The organism is Vibrio sp. 1978 (assembly GCF_033344345.1).
On record NZ_JAWPOP010000005.1, the window covers coordinates 135,401 to 148,256 of the forward strand.

Sequence of the window (12,856 nt, forward strand, 5' to 3'; positions counted from 1 at the left end):
AAATGAAAATCGTGGCGATTTATTACAAAGAAGTCTGCTCGCTGAAAAAATCAGCGAGCTGAGTAAATAGCAACCAAAGCAGCTGCAATTTATGACGCTTGTCGTATTGCAATGGGTTGTTTTTTAAACTTGTTGCTCAGCAGCGCCCGGAAAGAGCCTGCTCCGCGCTAACTAAATTTACCCGCGTTACTTTTTCACTTCAGTTGGCTCAACGTAAGCCTTGGTACCCCAAAGTGGGACTGTCGAAAGGCTATGCTTAAAACTACCATCGGTCTCTTTTGTTGTATAAGACAAGTAGAGTAAGGTTTGGTTATCGGCATCATAAATACGGCGAACCTTCATTGTTTTGAAGAAAATGCTTTTTGACTTCTTAAATACAATTTCACCGGACTTACTCTTATCTATTTTTGCAATCATTTCCGGTGTGATTTCGCCAGTCTGACGACATGATATTGAGCTATCACTTGGATCCGCTAAGCTGAAATCCGCTTCGATAGAGGCGATGTGACATGTGACACCTGTTACCACTTCGTCTTTCAACTCACCGACTTTGATGTCTTTCAAAGTAAACCAACCGAGCCCCACGTCAGCAACATCGTTATCTGAACAACCAACTAGAGTAGTAGCAAGCAATGCACTTAACAGCATCTTTTTCATTATTTTTGTCCTTAACTAGGAAAGATATTGATGAAATCTATCAGAGGTTTGCACCTAAAACAAAATTTAGCCACGGAAAGGTCTATGTGCGCTAGGTTTGTTGCGGGCTTCATGCTAATGTACTGCTCTAAACGAAGGTATCAAGATGAATGAACAACAGTTAGCCAGTATCGAGCGTAAAAATACATGGCTGTATGATCTGGTCGAAGTTGAATTTCCGACACCAGAGAGTTTGAAAGGGCGCGATGTCTATTTCAAAACGCTAGAAAAAGCAACGTATCAAGTAGTCGACAAAGACACACTACTGGAAAGTGACTCTGAATTTAACCCCGACGATATTTTTCTGGTCGATTTTCATCGACTGACCATTATGTTCTCTATCTTGCAATCTCAGCGCTGGGAACAGCAGTATGATAAAGATATGATCATTGAATATCTGACACAGATTATCCTCACGCCAGATTTTGAATTATATGTTGGTTTTAAATCTGGAGTCCCAATTGGTGCTGCTATTGTTAGCCATCTCGAAGGAAATACACTCATCTCTGATGTTGCTGTTTCTGAATCAAAATACAAAAGCTCGTTTGTGGCTGATCTGGCTAAAAGACTAAGCACCGAGCAAAAACTGTTAGACTCAGTGGTTATCGAAAACTAACTTACACATCAATGTGCATAAAAAGTAAAGCAAGATGACGTTGGGTGATCTTGCTTAGAAAAACTGTAATTGCTCCCTTCTATTTCCATGAAATGCCAAGCTCGTCGTTTCAACAATCCCAAACTCAAATAAGATTAATCCAAACATTCTTAAAATCAGCTTGGGCTTGAGCCTTTAAGACGTCTGGAGATGGCTATGGCAATTACCAATATTAAGTGCGTGATATTTGACTGTGATGGTACGTTGGTCGACAGCGAAGGACTGTGTTGCCAAGCGCTCGTCAATGTATTTAACCAGCATGGGGCTGAGTTAACGATGGAAGAGTGCGTTTCTCACTTTAAAGGAGGAAAGCTCGCTGACATCCTTTTAGATACTAAAGAATTGAAAGATATCAAAGTCCCAATTGATGTTTTAGAGCCGCAATACCGAGAAGAAGTCCAGTCTCTTTTTGTGCGTCACTTACAGCCGATGGATGGCGCAAAACGATTAATTCAGTTTTTGGATTCGCATAATATCGAATATTGTGTGGCGTCTAATGGACCTAAAGATAAAATTGAATACGCTTTGGAGTTAACCGGTTTACTCGATGCTTTCCGAGGGAAAGTGTTCTCGGCATTCGATGCGAATAGTTGGAAGCCTGAACCCGATTTAATCATGTACAGTGCTATGAGCATGGGCTTTTTACCAAGTGACTGTCTTTATATTGATGACACGCCTAAAGGAGTTGAGGCGGGACTAAACGCCGGTATAAAAACGATACAGTTATTTAATGGTGAAGCTATCAATCGTGTTGATGACGAGCGTGTAATTCGCATCCATCATTTAGATGAATTAAAAGAGCAGCTGTGTGGCTGCTCTGTTTGACCTACTAATGGCAAACCGGACTCAAGCTGTGGATGTGCTTAAGTTTAGACTGTAGGTAAGGCGTTTGATGTAGACATTGGATAGATGAGAAGTTTTTTGTATGAAATCCGCAAGCAGCGCATGTGAATTTCTCGCCATCCGATGAAATGAGATATTCATCTCCTTGGCAGAGTGGGCAATTCAGGTTCTCTATGTCTTTTGTGTCTTTGTAATTATTCATATTGTTTTCCAGCAGCAAATTGGAATTGGCAAGATCAAGCATAGCGGAACGCTTTGTTTAAGAACATTATTTCATCCGGTACAGCGAGAACTTGAGATTCACTTCAAATATCCACTTGGATGTCGTAGAAAATATCGAAGGTAATAGTTGAACACGGTTTAAAGAAAAGGGCTCCTTAAGGAGCCCTTGTTGATCATAAGTTCCACAATGTTATGCGGTGCGGTAGCGTTGTAATATCTCACCAAGAGAAACGGAGGCTTGCGTGAGATTAGCGACGCCAGCGGTAGATTGCTCCGCCACTTCTCTGATTGTGCTTGATTGACTACGAATTTCTGAAAGTTCCGATGCAATATCGTTAGCCACTGCGCTTTGTTCTTCAGCAGATGTGGAAATCTGAATGCTCATGTCCATTAATGAGCGTGCTGACTCGGCAATAGAGGTAACATCATGGCCGATTTCATCAATAAGCTGGCTGCTGGTTTGAGCTTGCTGAACGGTTCGGTTGGTGATTGAAGCAATGTTCTGACTCTCTATTTGAAGCTTCTCAATCATGGCTTGGATCTCTACTGTTGCCTGTTGAGTTCTGCTTGCTAATGTACGTACTTCATCGGCAACCACTGCAAATCCACGACCTTGTTCACCAGCACGGGCTGCTTCGATTGCTGCGTTTAGTGCCAACAGATTAGTTTGTTCTGAAATGGCGTTAATCGTTGTGATCACGTCATTAATCTGCGTCGTATTCTCGTTTAAATTGGTTACTGACGTAGAGGCTTGTTCAATATAGCTAGATAACGTCTCTATCTCGCCAATCACGTTTTGTACACGGCTTCTGCTTAGTTCGATCTTCTGGGCATCTTGGTCTGACTGCGCCGTTGCTTGTTGAGAAATACTTGATACCTCCTTTGCAGAGGCTGTCATTTCTTCCATTGCCGTCGCGACTGAATCAAGCGTTTGATATTGATGAGATATCTGGGTTTCACTCAACTGCATATCTTTTTCGAATGCAGAAGATGTCTCGCTCAACATCGTTGCATTATTTTTAACACTATTAACCAGTTCACTTAAGGTATCCATAGACTTGTCTAGCGCACAGCCGATGGTACCGAATTCATCTCGACCAGGGTGAAAACCAAGACGAGAGGTTAAGTCACCGTCACCAATTTTTTCGGTTGTTGTATATAAAACCCACAGAGCTCCTCCGATAAACGTTGCCACCCAGTAAGAGAATAGGGCAAAAGGAATAACCCATAAGAAGCTGAGTAATAGTGACGATAGAGCTGATGATTTTACCGATTCGTATTGTGTGGACATATTTTGAGTCAGCTTAATCACTTCTCCAGAATGCAACTTGGCATAAGCGGTGACAGACCCATCGACAAAAGAACTCTCGCTTACGCGGTTCGATTTCGATACGCCGTCAATTTCTGTAGCGCGGTTTGATTGAGCATCAACGATACCAGAAAGCTTCGCTTCGCTCGCCGAGATGGCTTGCTGCTCAAATTGTTGTATTTCATTGAAGTAGCGGCTTCCAGCCACTGAAGTGAGGGCTACTAAAAATAGTAGGAATATAACCCACATTTTGTCGTTGATAGACATCTTGATAAACAGCCTGTCTATCGTTCTAAACTCAACTTCTCTCATTTAAAGCTCCATTAGAGATAAAAGATATTGACCAAATCTATTGCTATATCGAAACAAAATATGCGAAGTTAATCAGCAAAATATGTAACGAATACTAAATTTAGTTTAAGAAATGAGATCTAAGGACGCCTATAACAGTATGTTATATCTTTAAATTGACATGAATGTTGATAAAAGAGTCATTTCTCTAAAGTGTTAAGTGGATATGAAACCTAATTGCAATCGTTTACTTTTGATTATGCTCATAGGTTTTTAAATCTTTACTTCTCGCTGTCATGAATGTGTCATATAAAGACTATAAAAAGGAGTTGCTGATGTGGATATGGCAAGAGCCAGGCCGTCAGCAAGTAAAAGCAAGAGAGCTTAAAATAAAGGAGGTCACAATGAGCGACCAATACCAAAACGATGAGAGCCTAGAGCTGCTAGATGCGCTTGAAATTGGCATTATCTTGTCGGAATACGTTGGCTCAGACAACGAAGCCGAATAGCGGAACACTCTCATCTCGTCGTAATTGACGTTATACTAGGTTCATGTCACACCAAGCCCTAGAGGCCAAAACTGGCGTCGAATGAACTTTCTAGCCCACCTGCATATCGCAGATCACAGTAACAGCCATTTGTTGGGAAACTTGCTTGGAGACTTCGTAAAAGGAGATCCAAGCAAGCTGTATGATCGCGATATCTCAAATGGCATCAGATTACATAGATTTGTTGACCGTATTACCGACCATCATCCAATCGTCAACGAATGTAAGCCTCATTTCACTGGTGTTGCGCGACGTTTTGCACCTATCGCTTTGGATATGTTTTGGGATCATTGCCTCGCAAAACACTGGAACGACTTTCATTCCGTGCCTCTCGAACACTTTGTAAAAACGGCATACGAGAGAGTAAACCGAGAGGTTCATGAACATTTGCCGCCACGTTTTTTGGTGCTCCACAGCAGAATGTGGCATGGCCGATGGCTTCAATCCTATCAAGATCTAGACAATATAGAATTTGCACTACATCGGATGTCGCAAAGAAGTCCTAGAATGGCAGACTTAACCACAACATTTAAAGTGATTGAAAGTGATTACATCGAATTAGAAGAGAAGTTCTCGTCACTTTATCGAGATGTTTTGCGTCAGTCGTATGATTTTCAGCAACAGCTTAATGACTCAACTCAATGAGATAGAAAAGTAGTATGGCTTTAGGGGCTCTGGTAAACTCTGCGCTCCAAAAATAATGAGGTTACACATGTCTGTTAATTTTGCTGATTTAGGCATCGAACAAAAGCTAATCGAGACGCTAGGCAATCTAAATATCGTGACGCCAACACCAGTGCAAGAAAAGTCAATTCCACACGTCCTTGCAGGAAAAAACTTACTTGCTGCTGCACAAACTGGTACGGGAAAAACGGCTGCGTTTGGTTTACCTATCATACAAACCGTTCAGCAAAAGAAACTTAATGGCACACCTCAAGCATTGATTTTGGTTCCAACACGCGAGCTTGCACAGCAGGTATTTGATAATTTGAATCAGTACTCGGCAGAAACAGAACTTCGCATTGTGTGTGTTTATGGTGGTACAAGCATTGGCGTACAAAAGAGAAAGTTAGAAGAGGGCGCTGATATTTTGATTGCCACGCCAGGCCGCCTTTTGGATCACCTGTTTAATGGTAACGTAAACATCTCTAAAACCGGTATGCTCGTGTTAGACGAAGCCGACCGTATGTTAGATATGGGATTTTGGCCTGACTTGCAGCGCATCTTCCGACGTTTACCTGCAGAGAAACAGATCCTATTGTTCTCTGCGACATTTGAGAAGCGAATCAAAACTATTGCGTATAAACTCATGGAATCGCCAGTTGAAGTCGAAGTTTCACCAGCAAATACGACTGCTGAAACGGTAACACAAATGGTTTATCCAGTGGATAAAAAACGGAAACGTGAATTGCTAGCGTACTTAATTGGCTCGCGGAATTGGCAGCAAGTGCTTGTATTTACAAAAACGAAGCAAGGCAGTGATGAGTTAGCGAAAGAGCTCAAGTTAGATGGCATCAAAGCGGTTTCTATCAACGGCGATAAATCACAAGGCGCCCGCCAAAGAGCTTTGGATGAATTTAAACAAGGTAAGATGCGTGCTTTGATTGCAACCGATGTGGCAGCACGAGGGTTAGATATTCAAGAGCTAGAACAAGTCGTGAACTTTGATATGCCATTCAAAGCAGAAGATTACGTCCATCGAATTGGCCGCACTGGAAGAGCTGGAAAGTCAGGTTTGGCGGTTTCTCTGATGAGTAGAGATGAGGAGTACTTGTTGCAAGCTATCGAGAATCTGCTTGATCAACGCTTACCCCAAGAATGGCTGGCAGGTTTCGAACCAAGTCTTGTAGAAGAAGTTGAGCCTGAACAAAATGGGCGTCGTCGTAGTCGTTCATCTGAGAAGCGTAAGCTAAAAGCAAAATTGGCGATTCATAAGAATCGTGGTAAATCACTTAGCTCTCGCTAAACCGCGCAAACTTTTGTTCTTACATAGTCAGGCTGTTTTTGCCTCTTCATAGACGTCTAACGTTTGGGGGATAGCAAGTAGGTACCCTTGGTACATATCGAAACCGAGCTTTTTCATTAAGCGAAGTTGATGCTCGGTTTCAATTCCTTCGATAACGGTTTTAGAGCATAACGCTTTTGCGAGTGATAATGCATCGTTAAGCGCTTTAAAATCACCGTTTTCATACCTTAGCAATAAAGAGCGATCCATCTTGATTATATCTGGGCAAACGCTTCTCACTCGCTCAGTTGTCGATGCATTGACGCCATAATCGTCAATCGCTAATTTAAATCCTTCAAGACTTAACTCCCGAGCAGCTTGAGACAAAGAGACTTCATCCTCCACCTTCAATTCAAGTAACTCCATGACGATTTGTTCATTCATCAAATGCGATTCATAAATGGTTTGTTTTAGCAGTCGGTTATAAGTGACGTCTTTGACTAGTATCTCTGCCGCTACCGGTAATACATTGAGAAACAATTGTTTTGTGTGAAAGCGAGACTGAGAGAAATTTTTGATATGGATTAGGCGACTTAAGCGTTCAACATTGAGCAAATCTTGAGTGGGAGTCGCTTTGGATTGGAAAAACTGATCTGGCCTAACCATGGTGCCATTGGCATTGCTAATTCTTACCAGTGCTTCAAGGCCAACGATGGAAATATCGTTCTTATATATGGGTTGAAAGACACTGCGGAGAGTGAAGTTCGCGTATTTCGCAATATACTGCCCGTCGGCTTCTTTCCGGATGCAACTAAGTAGTTGCGAGATGCTCATCATTGTTACCACAACCTAAATCAATGTCTCAACATCAGCGTTATCGCGCTAATTTTTCTATTTCATTGGCAATGAATCTAAGTGTGCTCATTAACTCAAGCAAGAACGATGGTAATGGATGGGTAGTTTTGTCGAGTGATATCAAACAAATTGATGAAATAATTGATAATCTCAGCACTTCAATTTGATGCTACCATTGCAGTACGGCATACAACTGCAAATATTTTCTGACTAACTGCTGTTTGTTCGAACGCCGTAAAGGATGCCCAAACTTAATGTAACAAGGGCTAATACCGAATCGAGTGTCCAACGATTGCGTGAGTTGCGACTCGCTGGTGTACAGTGTGATTCCTTGTTCTGTGTATTCGTTGATCTGATCGGGTAGTTCACCCATCCACCAATGAAGCAATTCTCGGCTCGTTTTGCTGCGACTTATCCAATGATCGCAAACCAAAAAGAGTAGGTCATTAGGCTGTAAGGCATAGCCATATTCACTCTGCCATTCCGTAATTGATGAGAGTAAGTTTTCCCGGCAAGATTTTCCGGCACTGACCATATGGTGACTCAGAACCCAGACAGTGCCAATGTCGGATGAAATTCGATAGTGATGGGGAAGGTCTGGAGAATCCAACACTTCGATTGGCTTTATCACGCAGTTGTATCCAAAGTGACGAAAAGTATGTTCCATCCTTCTTGAAAACGCGAGACCAAGATGATGCTCACTCATGCCTTGGTTATGCACCGCAGGGTAATGCTTTTCACACAGCTTAAGACAGTCGTCTTGAAAATCATTAACACTTTGAATAACTAGGTCGAGTAGCAAAGAATATCCCTTAATAATTACAAAACGAACTGCAAAAGGTTAGCATAGTCTTTTGAGAATAGACTAATTTACTTCGGCAACTTCTTGATCTAAACACCAAATTTCTCACAAATGACCGTGTCTAATCTTTAATAGAGCAACACGAAAGAAGCAGAAGTTGAACAAAAATTTGAAAGGGAAAAAATGATAAAGCTAGAACGCGCACAAAAAGAGGCGTTGGCCACCGCCATTCAAGATTACATGCAAGACGAGCTAGATGTTGAAATTGGCCAGTTCGATAGTGAGTTTCTAATTGATTTTATTACAGAAAAACTAGGGCCAATTTATTATAACAAGGGTGTTGAAGATGCTAAGTTACTGGTTGAACGCAGAATGTTAGAAGTTTCCGAAGAGCTGTATGAGATAGAACAAGAAATTAAGCTGTAAGTTTCAGTTTTACAAACGATTTAAAGTTCCTTCAAAAATTTCGAACAACTTGATAGATACGGTACCATTGGCTGGATGTAAATGATGGTAAATAATCTGTTTCATATGACGTAAATAGGTTAATGTAGTGTTTCTTGCTCAGCATTAACTTAGGAATATATCTAGGAACTTGAGATGGATACACTGGTAAAGAATTACAACCTTACTGCACGCGTGATGCATTGGTTATCAGCGCTGTGCATTATTGGTCTATTTGCAGTGGGTTTGTGGATGGTCGACCTTAGCTATTACAGCGAATGGTATCGAACTGCGCCGCATTACCATCGCTCTGTCGGTATTTTACTCGCTATTTTAACTTTAGCACGCATCGTATGGAAACATGTGACGGCGTCACCAAAGGTAGAAGGCAAACGTTACGAAGTGCTTGCTGCTAAAGCGGCGCATGGTGTCATGTACCTACTATTGGTCACCATCTTTGTTTCAGGTTACCTCATTTCAACGTCTGATGGACGCGGCATCGAAGTGTTTAATTGGTTCACCGTGCCAGGAGCGGGAGAGTTATTCCCAGGCCAATCAGATATTGCAGGTGAGATTCACTTCTATGCAGCTTGGGCAGTCATCCTGATTGCAGGCTTACATGCTATTGCTGCACTAAAACACCACTTTATCGATAAAGACAACACATTAAGAAAAATGTTAGGAGCTTCAAAATGAAAAAGTCACTTTTCGCTACAGGATTAGCTATCGCTATGGCACTGCCATTTGGTGCGCAAGCTGCAGATTATGTCATCGATACCAAAGGTGCTCACGCTTCAATCAACTTTAAAGTTAGCCACTTGGGTTACAGTTTCATCAAAGGTCGTTTCAATACATTTTCTGGTGACTTTTCTTTTGATGAAAACAACATTGCTGACTCAAAAGTAAATGTTGTTGTTGATACAACCAGCCTAGATTCAAACCATGCTGAACGTGACAAACACATTCGTAGTGGTGACTTCATCGATGCTGGTAAATACAGTGAAGCAACCTTTACGAGCACAAAAGTGGTTGATAAAGGCAATGGCAAACTAGATGTAACTGGTGATTTAACGCTACACGGTGTTACTAAGCCTATTACTATTGAGGCTGAATTCGTTGGTGCTGGCAGTGACCCATGGGGCGGCGAGCGCGCTGGCTTTGTTGGCAACACTCGCCTAGAGCTTGCTGACTTTGACATCCCAGTAATGGGTGCTTCAAGCTACGTCGATATGGAACTTCATATCGAAGGTATTAAGAAGTAATTAGTTCCTTTTAGATACACTAAAAGCGCTCTTCACTTGAAGAGCGCTTTTTTATTATCTTAATCACATCACTAACATCGATAAACCAGTCAGTGATAGCGATTGAAAGCCAATAGACGTTGTAAATGTTTAGCGAATTACGCTGTTTCTAACTCGCTTTTTTCCACTAGGTTTAAACGCTCACCAAAAATCGGGCGTAGTGCTTTTAATACTTCAGTACGAGTAACCACCCCGACCATCTGCCCATTTTCAAGCACAGGAAGCACTTGTGGCTTACTTACTTTGATACTTTTAGCGCGTTCTTCGAGAGACAAAGACGTCAAGCGAGTGGCAATACCCATACTGCTCGCTGGGTACAACTGCTCTTTATCGATACATAGGAATTCCACAACATCAACGAGGCGATCACCAGCGTCAATTGCGACCACATCTCGGCTCATGATGTCGACGACTTTTTGGTCTTTCACCGGAATGTAGTCCTCACACCATAGTTCTACCATCACATCGTGAGCAGAGAAGAAGCCAACTAATCGATTTTGTACGTCTACAACAGGTGCGCTCGTTACGTGATTATCAAGTAACACATCCAGCGCGGCTGCAATTGGCGTTTCTGCACGAATGGTGACTGGTTTTGGGTTCATAATGTCTTTAACAAAAGAGGCATTTTTCATGGTGAAATCCTTAACTGACGACAGTGTTGTAGTTGTAGTGATAGAAGAAATATTCGCTGCTTTTAGTTCTGGTCGGCGAAAAATACACCAGTTTGAAAGGCCAACTAATACCGCTCCGCCGACGATGTTGCCAAGCGTGACAGGAATTAAGTTAGCGGTAATAAAGTGGCTAATGTTTAGGTCTGCGTATTGTGACGCAGGCATACCGACAGATGCCCAAAAAGATTCAGGTGCAAAATTCGCGATAACAATACCAAGTGGAACCATAAACATGTTCGCAACACAGTGCTCAAAACCGCTGCTGACAAACATTGCCACAGGCAAAATTGTCATTGCTGCTTTTGTCATTGCATTTGCAGAACTAAATGTTAGCCAAATCGCTAGGCAAACCAATAGGTTACAGAGAATGCCGAGTGCAAACGCTTGAATGAGAGTGTGGTGAAGTTTGTGTTGTGCGATGTTAAGCGCATTTAATCCCCATTGACCGCCATCCATCTGATAAAGACCAGCAGCAGTAACCAGCGCAAGTAGGAACATCGCACCAATAAAGTTACCAACGTAAACTTTGCCCCAGATCGAAAGCATCTTACCGAACGAGATTTGCTTATTGGCCCAAGAAATACTGGATAGGACGGAGCTGGTAAATAATTCACCACCGCAGATCACTATGAGGATCAATCCCATGCTAAATGCGAGTCCACCAGCTAGGCGGCTCAAGCCCCAACCAGCGCCCGTACTGCCGGTGGTCACCGTGATGTAAAACAAGAATGCTAACCCGATGAACGCGCCGGCCATAATCGCGAGGCTTAATGTCATACTGCTGGTTTTGTTTGCCTTACTTAACGCAAATTTTTCCGCTTCAACCATCATCTCTTTTGGAGAAAAATACTGGTGATTTTGAGAACTGGTCACCGCCATATTGACTCCTTAATTTGTAATCGCATAAAAAATCCTTGGTTATTAACTCAAAAATGAAATTGTTGTTTTTATTAAGAGCCTCAATGACTTCGGTTTCAAAACCATTGAGGCTTGCGGTATTCCCGAACCGCGTACTCAGAATAGGGAGAACGGTTAGTAAGGTAAAATTGATAATATTTAGAAACCTCATCAAATTAATTGATAACTTTACGGGGCTAGGTAAAATGAACTCTATTGCTTATTGGGGCATGCTTTAACAATTGTGGGAATTGGGAAATACCCACTAATAATGGAGGACACTTTGCGCTACTCACTTAAGCAATTAGCGGTTTTCGACGCAGTTGCAGATACCGGCAGTGTAAGCCAAGCCGCAGAAAAATTGGCTTTGACACAATCAGCGACAAGCATGTCGCTTGCGCAATTAGAGAAGATGCTTGGCAGGCCGTTGTTTGAGAGGCAAGGCAAGCAAATGGCGTTAACCCATTGGGGGATGTGGTTACGACCAAAAGCAAAACGCTTGCTACAAGATGCATTGCAGATTGAAATGGGCTTCTATGAGCAACATTTATTGAGTGGTGAGATTCGTATGGGAGCGAGTCAAACTCCAGCAGAGCACTTAGTTCCCGACCTTATCAGTATCATTGATAATGACTTTCCAGAAATGCGTATTTCCCTCGGTGTACAAAGTACAAAAGGGGTGATTGATGGGGTATTAGATTACAAGTATGACTTAGGGATTATTGAAGGGCGCTGTGATGATAACCGTTTACACCAAGAAGTATGGTGTCGTGATCATCTTACTGTTGTCGCAGCTTCTCATCATCCTTTTGCTCGTAATCAGTCTGTTAGCCTTGCGCAGTTAGAGCAAGCGAAGTGGGTACTAAGAGAGCATGGCTCTGGCACACGAAAAACATTTGATAGTTCTATTCACCACCTTATTGAAGATTTGGATGTGTGGCGCGAATATGAACATGTTCCGGTATTACGTAGTTTAGTTGCTAATGGTCAGTACCTTACTTGCTTACCGTATTTAGATGTAGAGCGATATATAGAAGCAGGTCATCTTGTGGCATTAAATGTACCTGAGTTAAAAATGGAAAGGACGCTTTCATTTATATGGCGTTCAGATATGGCAGAAAACCCATTAGTCGACTGCATTAAAAGAGAGGGGCTGCGAATGATGAAAGGGAAGCCTTCAGTTCTTTAAAGGTTGATTAAACATGCCTACGAGATGAGTTGGGTTTATTCCCCAAATCTGTTGATTTATCGGTTGCGTCAAACTTTTAATGTAAATTGTGAAAATAATAATATCTTATTGTGATCAATATCACCGATAAGCTGAGCTGATGTATCTAACATGTGTCCTTGATTTCAATGTATGAAGGCAGTTATTGA

At 42.0% G+C, this 12,856-nt stretch carries 14 protein-coding genes; 9 read left to right on the forward strand and 5 right to left on the reverse strand.

Annotated elements, in window-relative coordinates:
• Positions 1–186: 186 nt before the first annotated feature.
• A complete protein-coding gene (locus tag R8N49_RS07195; protein WP_005397614.1) occupies positions 187–657 on the reverse strand; it encodes a CreA family protein in 471 nt (156 codons plus the stop codon).
• A gap of 145 nt (positions 658–802) precedes the next feature.
• Here R8N49_RS07195 and R8N49_RS07200 point away from each other — a divergent pair, with 145 nt between their 5' ends.
• A complete protein-coding gene (locus R8N49_RS07200; protein ID WP_005376378.1) occupies positions 803–1,312 on the forward strand; it encodes a hypothetical protein in 510 nt (169 codons plus the stop codon).
• A 195-nt stretch (positions 1,313–1,507) separates the two neighbouring features.
• A complete protein-coding gene (locus tag R8N49_RS07205) occupies positions 1,508–2,176 on the forward strand; it encodes an HAD-IA family hydrolase (protein ID WP_213866353.1) in 669 nt (222 codons plus the stop codon).
• A 430-nt stretch (positions 2,177–2,606) separates the two neighbouring features.
• On the opposite strand, the gene R8N49_RS07210 is transcribed toward R8N49_RS07205, so the two are convergent.
• Positions 2,607–4,037 (reverse strand): methyl-accepting chemotaxis protein, encoded by a 1,431-nt coding sequence (locus R8N49_RS07210; protein ID WP_213866352.1) that lies wholly within the window; start codon positions 4,035–4,037, stop codon positions 2,607–2,609.
• Between the two features lie 314 nt (positions 4,038–4,351).
• On the opposite strand from R8N49_RS07210, the gene R8N49_RS07215 reads away from it, so the two are divergent.
• The 3 genes from R8N49_RS07215 to R8N49_RS07225 all read left to right on the forward strand — a co-directional run bounded on the left by R8N49_RS07215 (position 4,352) and on the right by R8N49_RS07225 (position 6,530).
• Positions 4,352–4,525, forward strand: coding sequence for a hypothetical protein (locus R8N49_RS07215; RefSeq protein WP_017820948.1), 174 nt, complete (start codon positions 4,352–4,354; stop codon positions 4,523–4,525).
• A gap of 81 nt (positions 4,526–4,606) precedes the next feature.
• Entirely contained in the window at positions 4,607–5,209 is a 603-nt protein-coding gene (locus R8N49_RS07220) for an ACP phosphodiesterase (RefSeq protein ID WP_258489412.1), read from the forward strand.
• A 67-nt stretch (positions 5,210–5,276) separates the two neighbouring features.
• Positions 5,277–6,530 (forward strand): DEAD/DEAH box helicase, encoded by a 1,254-nt coding sequence (locus R8N49_RS07225; RefSeq protein ID WP_213866351.1) that lies wholly within the window; start codon positions 5,277–5,279, stop codon positions 6,528–6,530.
• 27 nt (positions 6,531–6,557) lie between these two features.
• On the opposite strand, the gene R8N49_RS07230 is transcribed toward R8N49_RS07225, so the two are convergent.
• Both R8N49_RS07230 and R8N49_RS07235 read right to left on the reverse strand, forming a co-directional pair.
• Positions 6,558–7,346 (reverse strand): EAL domain-containing protein, encoded by a 789-nt coding sequence (locus R8N49_RS07230; RefSeq protein ID WP_213866350.1) that lies wholly within the window; start codon positions 7,344–7,346, stop codon positions 6,558–6,560.
• Between the two features lie 187 nt (positions 7,347–7,533).
• Positions 7,534–8,166 carry a hypothetical protein gene (locus R8N49_RS07235; RefSeq protein WP_005376385.1) on the reverse strand — a complete coding sequence of 211 codons (633 nt, stop codon included), beginning with the start codon at positions 8,164–8,166 and terminating at the stop codon, positions 7,534–7,536.
• A 183-nt stretch (positions 8,167–8,349) separates the two neighbouring features.
• Here R8N49_RS07235 and R8N49_RS07240 point away from each other — a divergent pair, with 183 nt between their 5' ends.
• The 3 genes from R8N49_RS07240 to R8N49_RS07250 all read left to right on the forward strand — a co-directional run bounded on the left by R8N49_RS07240 (position 8,350) and on the right by R8N49_RS07250 (position 9,872).
• Complete coding sequence (locus tag R8N49_RS07240) at positions 8,350–8,592, forward strand: DUF2164 domain-containing protein (protein ID WP_042520836.1); 243 nt, start codon at positions 8,350–8,352, stop codon at positions 8,590–8,592.
• A gap of 174 nt (positions 8,593–8,766) precedes the next feature.
• Positions 8,767–9,306: a cytochrome b gene (locus tag R8N49_RS07245; RefSeq protein WP_005390157.1), complete on the forward strand. Its 540-nt coding sequence runs from the start codon at positions 8,767–8,769 to the stop codon at positions 9,304–9,306.
• Entirely contained in the window at positions 9,303–9,872 is a 570-nt protein-coding gene (locus tag R8N49_RS07250) for a YceI family protein (protein WP_017634178.1), read from the forward strand. Before R8N49_RS07245 ends, R8N49_RS07250 begins: the two co-directional genes overlap by 4 nt.
• Positions 9,873–10,009: 137 nt before the next feature.
• On the opposite strand, the gene focA is transcribed toward R8N49_RS07250, so the two are convergent.
• The gene (gene focA / locus R8N49_RS07255) at positions 10,010–11,461 is read right to left on the reverse strand and encodes a formate transporter FocA (RefSeq protein ID WP_186585330.1); all 1,452 of its coding nucleotides are present in this window, start codon (positions 11,459–11,461) and stop codon (positions 10,010–10,012) included.
• A 301-nt stretch (positions 11,462–11,762) separates the two neighbouring features.
• Here focA and R8N49_RS07260 point away from each other — a divergent pair, with 301 nt between their 5' ends.
• Positions 11,763–12,668: a LysR substrate-binding domain-containing protein gene (locus tag R8N49_RS07260; protein ID WP_005376369.1), complete on the forward strand. Its 906-nt coding sequence runs from the start codon at positions 11,763–11,765 to the stop codon at positions 12,666–12,668.
• Positions 12,669–12,856: the final 188 nt, after the last annotated feature.